The 19,239-nt window shown below is 73.9% G+C and carries 15 protein-coding genes; 8 read left to right on the top strand and 7 right to left on the bottom strand.

Features of this window, described 5'->3' with window-relative positions:
- Positions 1 to 6: 6 nt before the first annotated feature.
- From SNE206_RS04825 to SNE206_RS04835, 3 genes are read left to right on the top strand one after another with little or no spacing between them, the layout of a single operon-like run.
- A complete protein-coding gene (locus SNE206_RS04825; protein WP_407912085.1) occupies positions 7 to 1,347 on the top strand; it encodes a TIR-like protein FxsC in 1,341 nt (446 codons plus the stop codon).
- Positions 1,344 to 5,330: an FxSxx-COOH system tetratricopeptide repeat protein gene (gene fxsT / locus SNE206_RS04830; RefSeq protein ID WP_407912086.1), complete on the top strand. Its 3,987-nt coding sequence runs from the start codon at positions 1,344 to 1,346 to the stop codon at positions 5,328 to 5,330. The genes SNE206_RS04825 and fxsT overlap by 4 nt, the downstream gene beginning before the upstream one ends.
- Positions 5,331 to 5,388: 58 nt before the next feature.
- The gene (locus SNE206_RS04835) at positions 5,389 to 6,405 is read left to right on the top strand and encodes a 2-hydroxyacid dehydrogenase (protein ID WP_407912087.1); all 1,017 of its coding nucleotides are present in this window, start codon (positions 5,389 to 5,391) and stop codon (positions 6,403 to 6,405) included.
- On the opposite strand, the gene SNE206_RS04840 is transcribed toward SNE206_RS04835, so the two are convergent.
- The 3 genes from SNE206_RS04840 to SNE206_RS04850 all read right to left on the bottom strand — a co-directional run bounded on the left by SNE206_RS04840 (position 6,371) and on the right by SNE206_RS04850 (position 9,166).
- Positions 6,371 to 7,237, bottom strand: a complete 867-nt coding sequence (locus SNE206_RS04840) for an alpha/beta fold hydrolase (RefSeq protein WP_407912088.1) — start codon at positions 7,235 to 7,237, stop codon at positions 6,371 to 6,373. The two genes, SNE206_RS04835 and SNE206_RS04840, sit on opposite strands and share 35 nt — an antisense overlap.
- Before the next feature lie 14 nt (positions 7,238 to 7,251).
- Entirely contained in the window at positions 7,252 to 8,223 is a 972-nt protein-coding gene (locus SNE206_RS04845) for a DUF4231 domain-containing protein (protein WP_407912089.1), read from the bottom strand.
- 193 nt (positions 8,224 to 8,416) lie between these two features.
- Complete coding sequence (locus SNE206_RS04850) at positions 8,417 to 9,166, bottom strand: sugar isomerase domain-containing protein (RefSeq protein ID WP_405011988.1); 750 nt, start codon at positions 9,164 to 9,166, stop codon at positions 8,417 to 8,419.
- 197 nt (positions 9,167 to 9,363) lie between these two features.
- Here SNE206_RS04850 and SNE206_RS04855 point away from each other — a divergent pair, with 197 nt between their 5' ends.
- Positions 9,364 to 10,056, top strand: a complete 693-nt coding sequence (locus SNE206_RS04855) for a metal-dependent transcriptional regulator (protein WP_407912090.1) — start codon at positions 9,364 to 9,366, stop codon at positions 10,054 to 10,056.
- A 551-nt stretch (positions 10,057 to 10,607) separates the two neighbouring features.
- Here SNE206_RS04855 and SNE206_RS04860 read toward each other — a convergent pair.
- The gene (locus SNE206_RS04860; RefSeq protein WP_407912091.1) at positions 10,608 to 11,309 is read right to left on the bottom strand and encodes a bifunctional DNA primase/polymerase; all 702 of its coding nucleotides are present in this window, start codon (positions 11,307 to 11,309) and stop codon (positions 10,608 to 10,610) included.
- A gap of 318 nt (positions 11,310 to 11,627) precedes the next feature.
- Here SNE206_RS04860 and SNE206_RS04865 point away from each other — a divergent pair, with 318 nt between their 5' ends.
- Positions 11,628 to 13,004, top strand: coding sequence for a transcriptional regulator (locus SNE206_RS04865; protein WP_407912092.1), 1,377 nt, complete (start codon positions 11,628 to 11,630; stop codon positions 13,002 to 13,004).
- Between the two features lie 162 nt (positions 13,005 to 13,166).
- Positions 13,167 to 14,306: a hypothetical protein gene (locus tag SNE206_RS04870; RefSeq protein ID WP_407912093.1), complete on the top strand. Its 1,140-nt coding sequence runs from the start codon at positions 13,167 to 13,169 to the stop codon at positions 14,304 to 14,306.
- A 90-nt stretch (positions 14,307 to 14,396) separates the two neighbouring features.
- Here SNE206_RS04870 and SNE206_RS04875 read toward each other — a convergent pair whose 3' ends face one another.
- On the bottom strand, positions 14,397 to 15,713 hold the full coding sequence (locus tag SNE206_RS04875) for an ABC transporter substrate-binding protein (protein ID WP_407912094.1): 1,317 nt from the start codon (positions 15,711 to 15,713) through the stop codon (positions 14,397 to 14,399).
- A 173-nt stretch (positions 15,714 to 15,886) separates the two neighbouring features.
- On the opposite strand from SNE206_RS04875, the gene SNE206_RS04880 reads away from it, so the two are divergent.
- Positions 15,887 to 16,405, top strand: coding sequence for an SCO4402 family protein (locus SNE206_RS04880; protein ID WP_407912095.1), 519 nt, complete (start codon positions 15,887 to 15,889; stop codon positions 16,403 to 16,405).
- A 185-nt stretch (positions 16,406 to 16,590) separates the two neighbouring features.
- On the top strand, positions 16,591 to 17,457 hold the full coding sequence (gene purU / locus SNE206_RS04885) for a formyltetrahydrofolate deformylase (RefSeq protein WP_407912096.1): 867 nt from the start codon (positions 16,591 to 16,593) through the stop codon (positions 17,455 to 17,457).
- Positions 17,458 to 17,504: 47 nt separating this feature from the next.
- Here purU and SNE206_RS04890 read toward each other — a convergent pair whose 3' ends face one another.
- Both SNE206_RS04890 and SNE206_RS04895 read right to left on the bottom strand, forming a co-directional pair.
- A complete protein-coding gene (locus tag SNE206_RS04890) occupies positions 17,505 to 18,611 on the bottom strand; it encodes an MDMPI N domain containing protein (protein WP_407912097.1) in 1,107 nt (368 codons plus the stop codon).
- Positions 18,608 to 18,970: a sigma factor gene (locus SNE206_RS04895; protein WP_407912098.1), complete on the bottom strand. Its 363-nt coding sequence runs from the start codon at positions 18,968 to 18,970 to the stop codon at positions 18,608 to 18,610. Before SNE206_RS04895 ends, SNE206_RS04890 begins: the two co-directional genes overlap by 4 nt.
- Between the last annotated feature and the right edge of the window lie 269 nt (positions 18,971 to 19,239).

The following is a 19,239-nucleotide window of genomic DNA, read 5'->3' on the forward strand; positions in this document are numbered from 1 at the left end:
GCGCCGGTGAACAACCCGGGGGGACGGGGCAAGAACGAGGTACGCCCGTACTTCTTTCTCAGCTATGCCCACACGCCACGCGCCACCAGCCGCGTCGGCGATCCCAACCACTGGGTGGCCAAGCTCTACGAAGATCTGTCGGAGGCGATCACCCAGCTCACGGACGTACCGGACGGCGTGCCCGTCGGTTTCATGGACCAGTCGATGCACCAGGGGCAGTTCTGGGCCGAGCGTCTCGCCAAGGAACTCTCCAACTGCCGCGTCTTCGTGCCGCTCTACTCGCCCCGCTACTTCAAGAGCCACGCCTGCGGTCAGGAGTGGCACGCCTTCAGCCAGCGGCCCGTCTACCAGCGGCGCCGCGACGGCGAGGAGACCAGCGGCATCGTCCCGGTGCTGTGGGTCGCCATGGACCACTACACCCTGCCCCGCTGCGCCGGCGAGCTGCAGTTCAACCACGGCAGCTTCGGCCCGGACTACGCCACCGAGGGCCTCTACGCCCTCATGAAGCTCACCGCGTACCGGACGCAGTACGAACTCGCCGTCCACCGCCTCGCCCAGCGCATCGTCGACGTCGCCGAGCAGACCGTCATCCCGGTCGGCCGGCAGGCCGACTTCGAGGCGCAGCCCAGCGCCTTCGGCCCGCCGGAGCCCACCAACACCCTGCGGATCTCCGTGTACTCCTACCGCCGGAACGAACTGCCCCCCGGACGCGGCCCCGAGTGCTACGGCGCGCGCCGTACCGACTGGCAGCCCTACCGGCCCGACTCCCGCCGCCCGCTCGCGGAGGACGCCGTCGAGGTCGCCCGCGACATGGGGTTCCGCGCCACCATCCACGAGTTCGAGAGCGAGGCCACCGCCCTGCTCGGCAGCGCCGAACCCAGCGCCCCCGGCGTGGTGCTGGTCGACCGCTGGGCGCTGTACGACACCCGCCGCCGGGAGACGCTCCGCAACCTCGACCGCCGCGACCACGGCTGGCTCTCCACCCTCGAACCGTGGAACACCGACGACGAGGAGTGCGCCGCCCACGACGCCGAACTCGGCCGGATCAGCGACGACGTGCTGCGTCACGCGCACGGATCCCACCGGCCCACCCTGCGCGGCGCCGGCACGGGCCCCCCGACCACCCTGGAGGAGTTCCGGGGTGAGATGCAGCGGGCCCTGATCCGCGCCAACGAGGGGTTCGAGCGCCGCAGCGAACCCGACACCCAGCTGCCGGGCCCCCGCAGGCCCAGCCTGCGGGCCGAGCCAGACGCCGGACAGCGGCCCCGCCAGTTACCGCCCGACGCACGGCACGACGAGGACGGCGAGGGCACCGTGAGGGCCACGCCCGGGGGAGGACAGCCATGACCGACAGGCAGACCGAGGCCGAAGCGCCGGGCGGGGCCGCACCCGCGGCGGCCGAGGACCGGCAGGGCCGCATCATCACCTTCTACTCCTACAAGGGCGGCACCGGCCGCACCATGGCCCTCGCCAACACCGCCTGGATCCTCGCCTCCAACGGCTTCCGCGTGCTCACCGTCGACTGGGACCTCGAAGCGCCCGGACTCGGCCGCTTCTTCCACCCCTTCCTCGACCAGGCCGCGGTGGACGCCACCACCGGCATGATGGACCTCTTCGCCGACTACTACGAGGAGGCCCGGCGCCCCGTCGAGCGCGCACCCCACTGGTACGAGGACTTCGCCCGGATCCACCCGCACGCGATCTCGCTCGCCTGGCGGTTCCCCGGCACCGGCGGCCTCGACTACGTCCCCGCCGGCCAGGTCAACCGCGACTACGCCGCCAACCGCGTCGACTGGGACGACTTCTACGAGCGCTACGACGGCCAGCGCTTCCTGCAGTTCCTGCGGCGGGACATGAAGCGCCACTACGACTACGTGCTGATCGACAGCCGCACCGGCCTCACCGACACCGCCGACATCTGCACCGTCGAGATGCCCGACGACCTGGTGGTCTGCTTCACCCTCAGCGACCAGAGCATCGACGGCGCCGCCGGCATCGCGCACACCGTCGACGGCCGCTACGGCGACCGCGGCATCCGCATCCTGCCCGTGCCGATGCGGATCGACGAGAACGAGAAGGAGCGTGCGGACGCCGGCCGCGCCCACGCCCGGATCCGCTTCGCCGGGCTGCCCACCGGCCTCGGCGAGGCCGAACTCGCCCAGTACTGGGCCTCCGTGGAGATCCCCTACCGGCCGTTCTACTCGTACGAGGAGATCCTCGCCCCCTTCGGTGACCAGCCCGGTCAGCCGTCCTCGCTGCTCTCCGCCTGCGAACGCCTCACCTCCGCCGTCACCCGCGGACGGATCACCGCCCTCCCGCCCATGGACGAACTGGAACGCCTCCGGAACCTCGACTCGTTCATCCGCCGCCGGCCCACCGCCCCCGCCGACCTCTACCTCAGCTTCGTGCCCGAGGACCGCGTCTGGGCGGACTGGATCGCCTCCGTCCTCACCGACGCCGGTTTCCGCGTCGTCTCCCGCGACCTCGGCATCGGCTCGGACCCGCGCGCCTCCACCGAGCAGGGGATCGACGCGGCGTTCCGCACCGTTGCCGTGCTCTCCTCCGCCTACCTGGTGTCGCCGCAGGCCCAGGCCCTGTGGGAGCGCACCGTCGGCGGCGACCCGGCCGGCACCCGGCGGCAGGTCATCCCCGTCCGCGTCGGCGACGTCCGCCTGACCGCGCCGTTCAACAACCGCAACCCCGTCGACCTCGTCGGCCGCGACGAGACCCAGGCCGCCCTCACCCTGCTGCGCGCCCTCGGGCACAACGACCCCGTCGAGCGGAGCCCCGGCGCGCCCCGCTTCCCCGGCACCAAGCCGGCCTACTGGTCGGTGCCGCAGCGCAACCCCTCCTTCACCGGCCGTATCGGCGTCCTCGACGACCTGCGCGAGCAGCTCGTCGGCGGCCCCACCGCCGTCCTGCCCACCCCGCAGACGCTGTACGGCCTCGGCGGCGTCGGCAAGACCCAGGTGGCCCTGGAGTACGCCCACCGCTACATGTCGCACTACGACCTGGTCTGGTGGATCGACGCCGAGCAGGCCGAGACCGTCGCCCAGAGCCTCGCCGAACTCGCCGACCGGCTCGGCCTGCGCGTCAGCGACAGCGTCAACGAGGCCGCCGAGGCCGCCCGCGAGGCGCTGCGCCGCGGCACCCCGACCCCCCGCTGGCTGCTGATCTTCGACAACGCCGACGAGCCGTCCGAGGTCCGCCGGTACTTCCCCGGCGGCTCCGGGCACATCCTCATCACCTCCCGGAACCAGGGCTGGTCCGGGCAGGCCGGAGTGCTCGGCGTCGACGTCTTCACCCGCGGCGAGAGCATCGACCACCTGCGGCGCAGGGTCCGCGGGCTCTCCCGTCCCGACGCCGACCGGGTCGCCGAGGCCGTCGGCGACCTGCCGCTCGCCGTCGAGGTCGCCGCCGCCTGGCTGGAGACCACCCGGACCCCCGTCGACACGTACGTCGCCCAGCTGCAGGCCGAGGCCACCAAGGCCCTCGCGGCCGGCGACACCCCCGTCGACTACCCCACCCCGGTCGGCGCCACCTGGAACGTCTCCATCGCCCGCCTCCGCGAGCAGTCCCCGGCCGCCGTCCGCCTCCTCCAGCTCTGCGCGTTCTTCGCGCCCGAGCCGATCTCCCTCACACTCTTCTACAACGACCAGATGACCCGGGCCCTCGCCCCGTACGACGACGAACTCACCGACAGCTTCATGCTCGGCAAGGTCATCCAGGCGGTCAGCCGCTACGCCCTGGCCAAGACCGACGCCAACAGCAACAGCTTCCAGGTGCACCGGCTCGTGCAGGCCGTCGTCCGCAGCGGCATGTCCGCCGACGAGCAGAACGACGCCGTCCACGACGTGCACCGCATCCTCGTCAACGCCCGCCCGGCGCTCGGCGACACCGACGACCCGCAGAACTGGCCCGCCTTCGAGAAGATCTGGCCGCACCTCGGCCCGTCCAAGGCCCAGGACTGCGACGAGCGCGAGACCCGCGAACTCCTCATCGACCGCGTCCGCTACCTGTGGAAGCGCGTCGACCTCGACCGCGCCATGACGCTCGCCCGCGCCCTGGACGCCGCGTGGTCGGCCCGCTACGAGGCCGAGACCAAGGCCGGCGAACGCCGCTTCCTGCGCCGCCAGATGCTGAGCCTCAACTTCCAGCTCGGCAACGTGCTGCGCAGCCAGGGCGCCTACAACGAGGCCCTGGAGCTCGACCGCGCCACCATGGCGGGACAGAAGGACCTCCTCGGCGACCACAACGCCTTCACCCTGATGACCGCCGGTTCGCTCGGCGCCGACCTGCGCTTCCTCGGCAGGTTCCAGGAGGCGCTGATCCTCGACATCGACACCTACAACCAGTTCCGCGACCTCTTCGGCGACGACAACCCGCGCACCCTGTCCGTCGCCAACAACCTGGCCATCGACCACCGGCTGGTCGGCAACACCCAGCTCGCCCGCGACCTCGACCAGGAGACGTACGACCGGCGGGCCGCCGTCCTCGGCGCACGCCACCCGTACACCCTCTCCAGCAAGTCCAACCTCGCCCGCGACCTCCGCGAACTCGGCGACTACAAGGGCTCGGTGGAGATTCTGCGCGAGGTCACCCAGGCGCTCGACAGCGTCCTGCAGCCCGACGCCCCGGAGAACCTCCGCAACGCCAAGTCGCTCGCCGTCTCGCTCCGCCGCGCGGGCGAGTCCCGCGAGGCCCGCCGTCTCACCGAGCAGACCTACGAGCGGTACGTCGAGCAGTACGGTCCGGAGAACGCCGACGCGCTCGCCTGCCGGCTCAACCTCGCCGCCGACCACAGCGCCGCCGGCGACAAGGAGACCGCCCGCGACATCGCCCAGGAGGCGTACGACGGCTACCGGCGCCTCAACGGCGACCACCACCCCTTCACCGCCCTCTGCCAGAACAACCTCGCCATCTACCTCCGCGGCAGCGGTGACATCGCCGGGGCGATCCGGCACGGCGAGGAGGCCGTCGCCGGCCTCGCCCACGCCCTCGACCCCGACCACCCCTACACGCTCAACGCCACCATCAACCTCGCCAACGCCTACGCGGACAACCACCAGCTGGCCAAGGCCGAGGAGCTGGGCCGCGCCGCCTACGCGGGCCTGCACAACCGGTACGGCCCCGGCCACCCCGACGCCGTCGTCTGCGGCCTCAACCTCGCCGTCACCCTCCGCGCCTCCGGACGCCAGGACGAGGCCGAGACCCTGCGCCGACAGGCCATCGCGGCACTGGTGGAGCTCTTCGGCGACGACCACCCGACCATCGTCTCGGCCCGCGGCTGGCAGCGGATCAACCGCGACCTCGAACCGCAGCCGCTCTGACCGGTCCGGGCGTCGGAGCCGGTCACCGGGCCCGCAGGCGGTGTAGCCTGCGGGCCTGATGACCGACATCCGCACGTCCGCCGGCACCCGCACCGCCGCACCCCGGGTGCTCGTCACCCGGCGGCTGGCCCCCGGCGTCGTGGAGCGGCTCGCCGCCGCCTGCGAGGCGACCGTGCACGACGCCGAGCAGCCCATGCCGCGCCCCGAACTGCTCGCCGCCGCGGCCGGCCGCACCGCACTGATCACCACCCTGGACGACGCCGTCGACGCCGAACTCCTCGACGCCGCAGGCCCCGCCCTCCGCCTGGTGGCCAACCACGCCGTCGGCACGCACAACATCGACCACGCGGCCTGCGCCGCCCGCGGGGTCGCCGTCTCGCACACCCCGGGGGTGCTCACCGAGGCCACCGCCGACATGGCGTGGGCCCTGCTGCTCGCGGCCGCCCGGCGCGTCGGCGAGGGCGAACGGCTGCTGCGCTCGGGGCGTCCCTGGGCGTGGGCGCCGACCTTCATGCTCGGGATGGAGCTCGGCGGCACGCCGCTGGGCATCCTCGGCATGGGCCGGATCGGCCGGGCCGTCGCCCGGCGCGCCGCCGCGTTCGGCATGCCCGTCGCCTACCACAACCGCCGCCGGCTGCCTGCCGACCAGGAGGCCGGCGCCGAGCTGCTGCCGCTGGACGAACTCCTCGCCACCTCACGGGTGCTGGTGGTCACCGCCCCGCTGAACGACGCCACCCGGCACCTGGTCGACGCCCGCAGGCTCGCACAACTGCCGTCCGGCGCGGTGCTGGTGAGCATGACCGCCGGTGTCGTGGACGAGGCCGCGCTGGCCGGCGCCCTCGACTCCGGCCATCTGTTCGCGGCGGCGGTCGACAACTTCGAGCACGAGCCGGCCGTCCACCCCGCTCTGCTCGCCCAGGAACGCGCCGTGCTCGTCCCGCACCTCGGCAGCGCGACCGTCCGCACGCGTCAGGCGATGGGCGACCTCGCGGTCGACAACGTGCTGGCCGTCCTCGCGGGCGGCGAACCGGTGACCCGCTTCAGCCCGCCGCCCACTTCAGCGCCTCCGTCATGACCTTCAGCGCCCCGAAGTGCGCCGCCCCGGGCTCCAGGTAGAGGTCGGCCCCCGGGATCTGGTCCGCCAGCCAGCGGGAGTGGTCGACGGGCGAGAACTGGTCGTCCGCACCGTGCCACAGGCGGGTCGGCACCGTGATCGACGAGACCTCGAAGCCCCAGGGGGTGGTGAACGCCAGCACGTCGTCGATCCACCCGTCGGCGCCGTAGCGGAACGCCTCCTGGTACGTCGCGAGCAGCATCCGCCGGATGCCCGCGTCCGACACCAGGGCCCGGTCGGTGGGCGGGAGTTCCGGCACGAGTTCGTTGATCAGGGCGTGCGGGTTGTCGCGGATCAGGCCGGACCTGAAGCGGAACGAGTCGGCGAAATGCTCCTCGCCGCGCTCCACGTCGGTGTAGTCCCGGACGTTCGACCGGGTCATGCCGCCGTACCAGTCCAGGCCCTCGGCGTGCCGGGGCGCCAGGCTGACCAGGGCGGCCACCCGCACCACCCGGTCGGGCAGCAGGGCGGCGCAGGCCAGTGCGTGCGGGCCGCCGCCCGACCGGCCGAGCACCGAGAAGCCGTCCAGGCCGAGCGCGTCCGCGATGGCGGCCGTGTCCTCCGCGGCGGCGGCGACGGTCCGGCCGGGCAGCCGGGCGGACTCGCCGTACCCGGGCCGGTCGAAGGAGATCAGCCGCATGCCCAGGCGGGCCAGCACGCTGCTGCGCGGCACCGGGCCGACCCTGCTGCCGGGCGTGCCGTGCAGCAGGAACACCGGTCTGCCGCGCGGGTCGCCGGTGGTCTCCACTGCGAGCTTGCGACCTCCTGCGGCTTCGACCAGTTGTAGTACCACGCAGTACCTCCAGGTCAGTTGGGAACGTCCAGACTGCGCACTTCGCGGCGTGCCTGCCAGGTGGTGTGCTCCCGCGAGATGGCGTCCTCGGCGTCACGGGCCAGTCGCGCCCAGGTCTCCTCGGCGTCCTCGGAGTCCGGCCGCAGCTGGTCCAGCTGCCGTTCCACCAGTACGAGTTCGGAGCCCGCAAGGGAGTAGGCGGCCGCCTGCGGCCGGTACTGCCGCAGCTGGGCCCAGGCGGACACGGACGCCGCCACCGCGGAGACCGTGCCGAGCGCGTCGTAGGTGAACCAGCCGAGCGCCCGCAGCACCGCGAGCACCAGGCCGAGCATGGGCAGGGCGATGCCGAGCCGGCCGGCCCGGCGTCCGGCGTTGGCGCACTGCCGGGCCTTGTTCTGGTACCAGACCCGCTGGGCGTGCACCCGTTCGCGGAGGTACACCTCGCGCCGGACGGTCAGCGGCTGGTCCCGCAGCTGCTGCATCCGCTCGGTGATCTGCGGGTGCCGGCCCGGGCCCCGCCAGGCCTGCAGGTCGGCCCGCACGCGGTCCATCTGCGGGATCACCCGGTCGGTCTCGAACTCCCCGAGGATGCCGTCGAGCTGGATGGCGTACAGCCGCTCGGCGTCGGGGAGCTTCTTCGGCGGCGGCTGGTAGGAGTCGGCCCGCACCGCGTACTTCCACGACAGGGTCTTCACCGACTCGGCCACCGCCCGGCCCTCGTACCAGAGGCCCTGCGGATTCTGCACGGTGACCAGAGCGGCCATCAGCACGGTGCACAGGTACGCGAACGCCGCGACCCACGCCCACGCGGTGCCGTCGGCGGATCCGGCGGCGGCGGCCCCCACCAGCAGCAGGAGCTCCCAGCGGGCGAGCGCCACCGCCCTGCTCTGCCCCTGCAGGGAGGACGAGTCCGCGGCCCAGAAGAGCTCGGGCAGCAGGTCGTCCTCGCGTACGTAGCCGATCGCACGTGCCGGCCCCGCGGTCATGTCGGCCCCCCGCCGTCGCTCCGACCCCAGCAGGTGAGTTGTGCCCCGCGCGGCGGCGCGGTACGCCTGGGGAACGGCCAGTATGGGTGCGGACCGTCCCCGGCGGACAGGGGGAGTTCGGACAGAACCCGCTCCGACGGACGGCAGCGCACCGGGGGCGCGCGGAGGCCCGAGGGGAGCAGGGCCGGGTGGATCAGTAGGCGTAGAAGATCCGGTCGCGGTTGTCGGCCATCACCTTGGCGTTCCACGCGGTGCCGCCGTCGACGTTGCCGGAACGGAAGAGCGGCGGCGTGACGCCGCGGTCCGCCAGCTTGCCCACCGCCGACGCGACGACCGCCTGCATCAGCGCGCTGGTGACGATCGTGGAGACCGACCCGAAGGTCGTCTCCGCACCCGCGCAGGACAGCTCGCCGTCGCCGACCGCGATCTTGCTGTCGAGCACGACGTCGCAGTTGTCCTTCAGGTACGTCCCCGACGGGTGGTTGGACGTGACCGCGCCCGGATACGCCAGCGAGGTCACACCGACGACCTTCATGCCGCGGTCCCGCGCGTGCCGGGCCAGCTCGACCGGCATCACCTGGCGGCCGGAGAGGGAGATCAGGAAGAGCAGGTCGCCCTCGCCCGCCGGGGTCAGGTCGAGGGTGGCCGTGGCGAGGCCGGAGACCCGCTCCAGGGCGCTGCCCAGCGGGGCCGGCATCACGTTGACCCCGGTCATGCCCGGCACGTTCAGCAGGTTGACCACGACCAGGCCGCCGGCCCGGTAGACCACGTCCTGGGCCGCCAGCGAGGAGTGACCGGCGCCGAAGGCGAAGATTCTTCGGCCGTCCGCGACGGCCCCGGCGAGGAGTTCGGCGGCCGCGTCGATGCCCGCACCCTCCTCGCTCCGGATCCGCTCCAGGTGGGCCACGGCGGCGTCGAGGTACTGCCCGACCAGGTCGGTCATCGAAATCTCCGAACGTGTGGGCGGCCAGGTGGTCCAGACCGCGCAGGGAGGAAGATACGGCGAGCACGGTCCTGCCTGCGGCGCCTCGCTGTCAACCGGCACGAAATTCCACCGCCGGATACCACGGGCGGCGCCGATTGTCAGCGCGGTGCGTCAGAATTGGCGGTGAGGACACCGAAGAACGGAGACCAGCGGCGATGTCTGGCCTGATCGACACCACGGAGATGTACCTCCGCACCATCCTCGAACTCGAGGAGGAAGGCATCACCCCGATGCGCGCCCGCATCGCGGAGCGCCTGGAACAGAGCGGGCCCACGGTCAGCCAGACCGTCGGCCGGATGGAGCGTGACGGGCTGCTCCGGGTCGCCGGCGACCGCCACCTGGAACTGACCGGGGAAGGCCGTCGGCTGGCCGTCCGCGTCATGCGCAAGCACCGGATCGCCGAGTGCCTGCTCGTCGACGTGATCGGCCTGGAGTGGGAGCAGGTGCACGAGGAGGCCTGCCGCTGGGAGCACGTGATGAGCGAGACGGTCGAGCGCAAGGTGCTCGCCATGCTCGGTCACCCCACCCAGTCGCCCTACGGCAACCCCATCCCGGGTCTCGACGAGCTCGGCGACACCAAGGCCGAGGGCGAGGGATTCGACGCCGCGCTGCTCACCCTCGACAGCGTCGTCGACGGCGGCGGCAGCACCAGCGTCGTCGTCCGCCGGATCGGCGAGCCCATCCAGACCGACGAGGACCTCATGCGCACGCTGCGCACGGCCGGGATCCGGCCGGGTGCGACCGTGCAGGTCGCCCCCGCCGTCGGCGGCGTCCTCGTCGGCGAGGGCGAGACCGCGGCCGAGCTCGGCAAGGAGATGGCGGCGCACGTCTTCGTCGTCCGCGCGTAGCGTGCGCGGCGGCGTCCGAGGCCCGGTACCGGCCGGGCCCACTTCGCCATGTCCTCCCGGGCCTGACAGCGCGGGGCCCGGTGCTCCCCGGCACCGGGCCCCGCGCTCCCTCCCGTCCCCCTCGCTCCCCTCCTGACCTGCTGCGCCGCGACACCGGCCACCCCGAGCCGGGACGGTGTCGCAGCCCCCTTCCGCACCCCTCCGCATCCCCCGCGGCCCCCGTTCCCCCGCGTCCGGCTTCCCCGGCCGAACGCCCCTCCCCGGCCCCCCGGTCCCTGTCGCCTCCTTCGCCGTGTGCGGTCCGTCCTCCCGCAGTCATCGTCCCCTCGGCAGATCGCCGCAATCCTTGAGCGATGTCACCCGTACGAGCGGCTTGCCGCTCTGACCAGCGGGTACACCGAGGCCTCAGGGCGGACACGCGTCCGGCGGGCCCCGCCCCCGGTGGGGGGCGGGGCCCGCCGGACGTTCGCGCGGATCCCGCGCGGTTCCGCCCTCACCCGGTAGGAGCAGGGCGGCGGTCGGCGGACGGGTGAATCCCCGTCAGGCGCGGCTCAGCGGCTCCCCGCCGCGACCGGCCGCAGCGGCTTGCGGTCGGGCTGCGCGGCCTCGCGGCCGCAGGCGTACGCGAGCGGGTTGATCAGCTCCGCGGCGTCGGGCAGCCAGCGGTTGATCGCGGACGGCGGCCGGGCCCACTGCGCGAAGCTGTACGGACCCACCCGGGAGGGCGGGGCGACGATGAAGTCGCCCTCCCCGCGGGCGACCAGGTCGAGCCGGCCCGCCGTCCAGCCGAGCTTGCGGAGCATCTCCGGCAGTTTGGCGGCGACCCCCGGCAGCACCAGGAAGTGCAGCCGCCGGCCGGCCTGCCCGGCGGCGGCCGGCGCAGCCACCACAGGCCCCAGCTGCAGGCCCATCCGCTCCATCCGGGCCAGCGCCAGGCAGCCCGCCACCTCCGGCACGTCCAGCACGTCGAAGGAACTGCCGGTGGGCAGCAGGATCGAGGCGTCCGGCTGCTCGGTCCACCAGCGGCGCACCACCCCGGGACCGGCGCTCGCCCGGCTCCGCCAGTCGTCCTCCGCCTGGTGCGCACCGGGCAGGGGGCACCGGGCGTCCCCGCACGAGCAGTGCGCGGGGCCGTCGCCGTCGATGAGCCGGGTGCCGGGGACGACCTCCCAGTGACGGTCCTCCGCATAGCTGACGGCTTCGATGAGGAGCGGGGGCAGACCCTGCTCGCGGGCTCCTGGGGTGTTGTCCACGTGCTGCTCAACTACCGTGCGTGAACGGGGTTACGGGCGGGTGCCGGGTGATCGGCCGGACGCGGCCGCTGTCACCCGTGCCGGTGAGGCGGGCCCGGCGGGAGTGCCCGCGGCCGGGGGCGGTAACGGGCGCAGCGGGGGCGCACGGGGGCATTCATCAGGGCGCGTGGGGAGTGGATACGTCACGCTGGGTATTCCGCTGGTGTCGCCGGGTTCCGGTCGTGGGGGAGGTCGGGCCCCCGCCTGCCGGCGTACCCATCTGAGCAGCAGAATCGTCGCCCCGCGGTCAGGGCCGGGGGCGTTGGGGAGGCGAAGTCCATGGCCGCGAGACCACTGGTGGCACGGGAGCCCAACGAGCGCCTGCAGCAGCTGATCCAGGAGGCGGGCTGCTCCAACGCGGGCCTCGCCCGCCGGGTCAACCTCTGCGGCGCCGAGCACGGCCTGGACCTGCGGTACGACAAGACCTCCGTGGCGCGGTGGCTGCGCGGGCAGCAGCCGCGCGGCCAGGCACCCGCGGTGATCGCCGAGGCGCTCGGCCGCAAGCTCGGCCGCGGGGTCACCGTGGACGAGATCGGCATGGCCGACGGCAAGGGCCTGAGCTCCGCCGTGGGCCTGCAGTTCGCCCCGAACCTCGGTGCCGCGCTGGAGCAGGTGTGCGAGCTGTGGCGGAGCGACGTCGGCCGCCGTGACTTCCTCGCCGGTGCGACCGTCGCCGCCTCGGCGCTGGTCGAGCCCAGCCGGGACTGGCTGATCACCCCGCCGGACCCGGTGGTCGCCCGGACCGGCGCCACCCGGGTCGGCCCCACGGACGTCGCGGCCGTCCGCGCCACCACCCAGATGCTGGTCGAGCTCGACCACCGGTTCGGCAGCGGCCACGTGCGCCCCGTCGTCGTGCACTACCTCAACAGCGTGGTCTCCAACCTGCTCTCGGGCGGCTACCGTGACGAGACGGGCCGTCAGCTCTTCGCGGCGGTCGCCCGGCTGACCGAGCTGGCCGGCTACATGGCGGTGGACACCGGGCAGCCGGGCCTGGCCCAGCGGTACTACATCCAGGCGCTGCGGCTCGCCCAGGCCGCCGACGACCGCGGCTACGGCGGATACGTCCTGGCGGCGTCGATGAGCCACCTCGCCGCGACCCTCGGCAACCCGCGCGAGATCGCCCAGCTCGCCCGGGCCGCGCAGGAGGGCGCCCGGTCGGTCGCCACCCCCACCGCGATGGCGATGTTCTACGCCGCGGAGGCGCGCGGTCACGCCCTGCTCGGCGACGTGCGGTCGTGCGAGACGGTCGCGGCACGGGCCCAGGAGGCGATGGCGGACCGCAACCCCGAGGACGACCCAGACTGGATCGTCCACTTCGACGAGGCCTACCTCGCCGACGAGCTCGCGCACTGCCACCGCGACCTCGAACAGGGCGCGAAGGCGGAGGCGTACGCCCGTACCGCGCTGGAGCTGCACCCCGTGAGCCGGGTGCGCCGGCGGGCGGTGGACCTCGTGCTGCTCGCCACCGCGCAGCTCCAGCAGCGCGACGTGGAACGGGCCTGCGAGACGGGCACGCAGGCGGTGCGGCTGCTGAGCGGGCTGCGTTCCAACCGGGGCGTGGAGTACCTCGACGACTTCCGCACCAGGCTGGAGCCGTACCGGGAGCACCGGGTCGTCCGGGAGTTCCAGGCCCGGCTGGCGGGGGAGGCGGCCTGAACGGGCGGGTCCGCTTCGTGAGGAGCAGGTGAGGAACGCCCTCCCTGCGTAGTCACCCGTACCGGTGACCGGGTAGCGTGGGCGTGATATGCAGCGTTACCGAGGTCGTCGAGCAGTTGTGGTCCGCCGTCAGCGAGCGCGCGGCACAGGTGAGGAATCGCGTTGAGCCAGCGCCGCTCGTTCTCCCACTCCCATTCCTCCCAGGACTTCAATCTGGACGATCTGTTCAGGCCGGAGCCCGGGGCGGAACAGCAGGGGCAGCCTGCCGTGCCCGTGCAGCAGCCCCTGCCGCCGGCCCAGCCCGTGCCGGGCCAGGGCGGCCCCGAGTACTGGGGGCCGCCGCCCGGTGCCGCGCAGCCCGCCGAGGCCGCCCCGGAGACGCAGTACCTGCCGCCGTACCCGTCCGCCGACCCGTCGGTGGGCGGTGTGCCGCAGCAGACGCAGGGTCAGCCGATCCCGGGTCAGGCCGCCTACGGCGCGGGCCAGTCCTTCGGCGGGCAGCAGTCGTTCGGCGGCCAGCCGTCCTACGGCGCCGAGCAGCAGCAGGCGTACGGCGGGGGCTTCCCCGCACAGGCCGAGCAGCAGCCCGGCTACGGCGCCCAGCAGACCTTCGGCGGGCAGTCCTTCCCGGGTGCGCCCGCCGCCCCGGTGCCGTCGGGCCGTCGGGCCGCTGCGGGACGGCCGTCCAACCGGCTGGTCATCGGCGGCGTGATCGCGGGCTGCGCGGCGGCGGGCATCCTCGTCGCGGTGCTGATGAGCGGCGGTGACGACCCGGAGTCCGGGCCCGCGGCGCCGGTCGCCCAGGCCTCCTCGGGCTCCCCGGTGCAGGCCGGTGCGGGCGGCATGACGCCGGCCGCGCAGGCACAGGCCAAGGCGCTGTCGGACCTGCTCGGCACCGCCAGTGCGAGCCGGCAGGCCGTGGTGAACGCCGTGACCTCGGTCACCGGCTGCCAGAAGCTCCCGGAGTCGCAGGCGGCGCTGACGGACGCGGCCGCGCAGCGGCAGGCGCTCGTCACGAAGCTGGGCACGCTGAAGGTGGACCAGCTCACCGGCGGCGGCGAGCTGGCCGAGCAGCTGCAGAAGGCCTGGCAGGCCTCTGCCGCGGCGGACGCCGAGTACGCGGCGTGGGCGGGCGACGTGACGGCCGGGTGCGACCCGGCCACGGTCAAGAACAACCCGCACAACAAGGCCGGCAACGAGGCGAGCGGCACCGCCAGCAACGCCAAGCTGAAGGCCTCCTCGCTGTGGAACGCGATCGCCGCGCAGGCGAAGCTGCCGGAGCGCACCGACAAGGAGCTCTGACGCGGGGCGCGGGGCGCAGGACGCACGACGGCGGAACGGGCGGAGGGCGGACGGGGTACCCCGTCCGCCCTCCGCCCGTTCCTGGCCGGGTCACGCAGGCGGGTTGCCGCCCGCGAGCACCCAGCGCACGTCCACGAAGCCCTGGTGCTGTTCGACCAGCCGGCCGCCCTGCACCTGCTGGAAGGTCACCGAGGTGTTGACCAGCCGGGGCGAGTCCGCGCTGGCGAGCATGTTGGTCATGCCCCAGCTGAGCGGCGGCGTGGCGCCGTGCGTGTCGATCGGGTCGCCGCTGTCGAGCACGGCGCGCAGCGTCTTGGCCGTGAGCGGCTTGGCCTTGTCGACGCGGTCGGCGGCGGCCCGGAAGACCTCGTACGCGACCCAGGTGGTCTGCACGCCGGGGTCGGCGACGTCGATCGCGGTCTCGCCGGCGCCGTGCGTCCGGACGGTGTCGCGCAGCGCGTCCCAGACCGGCGAGGCCTCGGCGGGGAACCAGCCGGTGGCGTACGCGTGGCCGAGCGGGCCGTTGTCGCCGCCGGTGGCGTCGACCACCGACTGCTGGAAGCTGCCGATCACCGACGCCAGCGAGGTGTTCTTCGCGCCGAGCCGGCGGAGCGGGTCGAGCAGGTTGGCGGTCGGCTCCGGGCCGAGGGCGAGCGTGACGCAGTGGCCCTTGCGGTCGTCGCCGATCGCGCGCTGCGCGATCGCGGTGTAGTCGTTCGACTGCTCGGGCGCCTTGATGTCGGTGAGCCGGATGCCGGCGGGCTGCAGGGCGCTGTCGAGGTAGCCGACCAGGGTGTCGCCGGCACGGGTGTCCGGGCGCACCAGGGAGACGCTCTTGCAGCCGGCTTCGACCAGCTGGCGGCCGCTGCCGGCGATCAGCGCGGGCGTGCCGCCGGCCACCGGGTAGGAGAGCGGGCTGCTGAACTCGGGCGTGGAGAGGCCGTAACCGCCCAGGTAGGGGATGCCGGCCTGCTCCAGCATGGCGACGAAGCTGCTGCCGTACTGGCTGTAGGAGCCGACCACGGCGACCGCGTGCGCGTCGACGGCCTGGCGGGCGCAGGCGGTCACGCCCTCGGCGGTGTTGTGCTCGTTGCAGGTGAGCACCCGCAGCTTTCGGCCGTGCAGGCCGCCCGTGCCGTTGATCTCGCGGCCGACGGCCTCGGCGAGCGCCGTCATGCCCGGGCGGTCGGCGGAGCCGGTGCCGGACGGTGCCCAGGTCATCACCGTGAGGTCGCTGGAGGCGGAGGCGGCGTCGGCCGGCCCGCCGCAGGCCGAGGTGGCGAGCAGGGCCGGGGTGACGAAGGCTGCTGCGGCGAGGGCGGCTGCTCTGCGGCGGCGTCCGCGGCGGAGGCCTGTGGTACGACGAACGGCAGGCTGATGGACGTCGGGCGATCCGTTCCGCCTCATGATGGCTGTCCCTCCCCGGGGTGCACACGGCCGTTGTGATCGGCCGAATCCAGCCTTGACCTGGCCGGGCAAGCAGAGAGGGACGAAAAGCGAACGCCAGGACAACGCAGATGGAACACCAGGAGGTGACGCGTGTAGAGCCTGTCGGTGTGGGAACGTACGATCGACGGACCATGCCCGACACCGCAGATTCTTCGTATCGGTCCGCCAACAACTCTTCTCGTGGCGGGCGTCGCTCCAGCACGATGGGCGGCATGCCGCTGAACGATCTCCCCTGGTGGCGCTGGCGGGCCCGGATCCGCTCGGCGCTGCACATGCTCTCCGACCCCTCCTTCCAGCACCACGCCTGGCTGTCCGGCCAGGACGGCTACGGCGACGTCACCGACGCCGTCTACCGCCTGGTCGAGGACACCTGGCTGGACCGCTGGTCGGCCGAGAAGTACGTCGGCACGATCGTGCGCGACACCACCGAGGCGGCCGCCGTCGACGCGGCCGTGCTGCGCGCCCTGCAGGTGCTGCACCAGGTCGGTGCGGACGCCCAGGCCGCCGCGTACCTCGGCCACCCGCTCTGGCCGGAGGCCGTCCGGGCGGCGCGCGAGGCCCACGTCCTGCTGGCCGGCAACGACGGCGAGGACCCGGACGCGCCGCCGCGCTCCCTGGAGGTGCTCCGCATCATGACCCGGGCCGCCTGACCGCGCCCGCTCGCCTGCGCCCTCCCGTGCCGCCCGCCCGCACCGTCCCGCCCGTACCGGCGGGCGTCGGTGCGGGCAGCCGGGCGGGCGGCGTCGGCCGGTCCGCAGTGCGGTCGGCGGCGCGTCGGCGCGCGGCGATGTGCCACGCTTGACCGTCGTGTCGTGAACGAGTGAAGGAAGCCGCAGTGGAAGACCAGCCGGCCCGCGCCCAGTACGTCCTCACCCTGTCCTGCCCGGACAAGCAGGGCATCGTGCACGCGGTCTCCAGCTACCTCTTCATGACCGGCTGCAACATCGTCGACAGCCAGCAGTTCGGCGACGCCGACAGCGGGCTGTTCTTCATGCGGGTGCACTTCTCGGCCCCGGAGGCCGTCACCGCGGAGAAGCTGCGGGCCAGCTTCGCCGCCGTCGGCGCCTCCTTCCACATGGACTGGCACCTGCACCCCTCCGCGGAGCGGATGCGGATCGTGCTGATGGTGTCGAAGTTCGGCCACTGCCTGAACGACCTGCTCTTCCGCAGCCGGATCGGCGCCCTGCCGGTGGAGATCGCCGCGGTGGTCTCCAACCACACCGACTTCCGCACGCTCACCGAGTCGTACGACATCCCGTTCCACCACATCCCGGTCACCCGGGACACCAAGGCCGACGCCGAGCAGCAGCTCCTCGACCTCGTCGCCGAGGAGCGCGTCGACCTCGTGGTGCTCGCCCGCTACATGCAGGTGCTCTCGGACGACCTGTGCAAGGCGCTGTCCGGCCGCGTGATCAACATCCACCACTCGTTCCTGCCGAGCTTCAAGGGCGCGAAGCCGTACCACCAGGCCCACGCCCGGGGCGTGAAGCTGATCGGCGCCACCGCGCACTACGTGACCGCCGACCTCGACGAGGGCCCGATCATCGAGCAGGAGGTGGCCCGGGTCACCCACGACGTCACCCCGGACCAGCTCGTCGCGCTCGGCCGGGACGTCGAGTGCCAGGCGCTCGCCCGCGCCGTGAAGTGGCACAGCGAGCGGCGGGTGCTCCTCAACGGCAGCCGTACGGTCGTGTTCACCTGAGCCGCTGAGCCGTCGGCCGGCGCGCCGGGCCCGGCGCCCGGCCCGGCTCACGGCCGGGAGAGCAGTGGCAGCGCGTGCAGCACCCGGCGGATGGCCTCGCGGTCGCCGTCCTCGCCGACCGGCACCCGGTCGGGGTCGCGGTGGGCGGCCGCGAGGTAGCAGAACTCCAGGCTGTCGAGGGCCATCTCGGCGACCGGTTCGCCGGCCCCCTCCGCCCCCTCCGGCCCCTCCGTGCCGTCCAGCGGGATGAGCCACCGGCCGCCGGCCGGGCCGTCGATCACCAGCCGCAGGGTGCGGCCGGGGCCGCCCGGCGCGGGGCCGGGGCCGGCGGCCTGCCGCTGCGCGGCCATCAGGGCGGGCAGGCTCCGTACGCCGAGGTCGACGAGCCGGCGCAGGTGCTGCGGGGCGGGCGGCGGGTACGGGTAGTCGACCGCGCGGGCGATGTCGCCGCCGTGGATCCAGCACTCGAAGGCGCGGTCGAGGAAGGCGTCCTGGAGCGGCAGCACGGCGAAGCCGTAGTCGACGGGCGCGCTGCCGTCGCTGCTGCCGCGGGTGGCGCCCTCCAGGAGGGCGTGGCTCTGCCGGCGCCAGCGGGCCCGCACCGTGTCCGGGTCGTCGCCGCCGGCCGCGGTGATGAGGGCCAGGGTGCGGTCCAGCACGCCGTCCGGGCGGTGCGGGGCGGTTCCGTGGCGGGCCGGGGTGAGCGGGTCGGGCAGGCCGACCGCCGTCGAGAGGTAGCTGTCCACGGCGGTCAGGTGGCACAGCACCTCGGCGGGGCGCCAGTGCTGCACGCCGCCGTGCCAGGGGAGTTCGGCGACCTCCTGCCACTCGTCGGGGCCGAGGTCGCGGATCAGGGCGTCGAGTCTGGCGCTCTCGGCCGCGTACGGTCCGGCCCACGGCGGTACGGGCAGCTCGGCGGGGCGCCGGGCCAGGCACCAGTCGACGACCTGCAGGCGCAGGGCGGCGGGCAGGTCGAGCGGGTCGCCGGTGGTGTGTTCGGCGGCGGCGCCGCTGAGCCGGGCCGCGTCCTCGGCGCACTCGGGGCACTCCGCGAGGTGCCGCAGGAGCCCGGCCGTCTCCTCGTGCGGCCAGGTGCCCGCGGCCCACGCCGCCAGCCGGGGGTGCAGGGCGTCGTGGCGCTGTGCGGGCGTCACGGGGCGGACCGTCCGGTGGGGACGGGGACGGGGACGGGGGTGCGGGGTCCGGGTACGGGTACGGCGTCGGCCGCCGGGCCGCGGCCGGCGCCGTGCAGGTGTTCCACGGCGCGGCGGTGGGTGAGCGTGCCGAGCCAGGACCGCAGGCTGCCCTCGTCGGGCCGCCAGGAGGACGGGTCCGTCCACAGCTGGGCGAAGACCTCGCGGGTGAGCTGTTCGGCGGCGTCCTGGTCGTCGAGCACGCGGGTGGCGAGGCCGTGGACGAGGGGGGCGAACCGGTCGTACAGCTCACCGAGGGCGGCCTCCTCGCCGCGGGCGAGGCGGAGCTGGAGCCGGGCGTCGGCGTCGGGCGTGCTCATGGCCCTCGGGTTCTCCTCACACGCCGTGGTGCGGGGGCGGGCAACCGACGGTGCGCAGGCCGGCGGTGCCCTCACCACGGTATCCAAGGGGGCGGACCGGCCGGGGGAATTGGCGGAATGAGGCGGCGGGAAGTTCCGTGCCGTCAGGGCGTGCCGGGCCCGCGGGTCCTCCGCGGGCCGGGGCGGGGCGCCGGCCGGAATCCGCTCGGCCGGGTTCGCTCGTGGCGGTCGCCCCGACAGGCCGTCGTGGCGGTACCGTCGTTGTGCTC

The organism is Kitasatospora sp. NE20-6 (assembly GCF_045862635.1).

Excerpts from the sequence above, each read along its gene's own strand:
- SNE206_RS04865 (WP_407912092.1), top strand. The coding sequence starts at position 11,628 with ATGGCCGCGAGACCACTGGTGGCACGGGAGCCCAACGAGCGCCTGCAG.
- SNE206_RS04850 (WP_405011988.1), bottom strand. The coding sequence starts at position 9,166 with ATGACCGACCTGGTCGGGCAGTACCTCGACGCCGCCGTGGCCCACCTG.
- SNE206_RS04875 (WP_407912094.1), bottom strand. The coding sequence starts at position 15,713 with ATGAGGCGGAACGGATCGCCCGACGTCCATCAGCCTGCCGTTCGTCGT.
- SNE206_RS04835 (WP_407912087.1), top strand. The coding sequence starts at position 5,389 with ATGACCGACATCCGCACGTCCGCCGGCACCCGCACCGCCGCACCCCGG.
- SNE206_RS04845 (WP_407912089.1), bottom strand. The coding sequence starts at position 8,223 with ATGACCGCGGGGCCGGCACGTGCGATCGGCTACGTACGCGAGGACGAC.
- SNE206_RS04880 (WP_407912095.1), top strand. The coding sequence starts at position 15,887 with ATGCCCGACACCGCAGATTCTTCGTATCGGTCCGCCAACAACTCTTCT.
- SNE206_RS04855 (WP_407912090.1), top strand. The coding sequence starts at position 9,364 with ATGTCTGGCCTGATCGACACCACGGAGATGTACCTCCGCACCATCCTC.
- SNE206_RS04895 (WP_407912098.1), bottom strand. The coding sequence starts at position 18,970 with ATGAGCACGCCCGACGCCGACGCCCGGCTCCAGCTCCGCCTCGCCCGC.
- fxsT (WP_407912086.1), top strand. The coding sequence starts at position 1,344 with ATGACCGACAGGCAGACCGAGGCCGAAGCGCCGGGCGGGGCCGCACCC.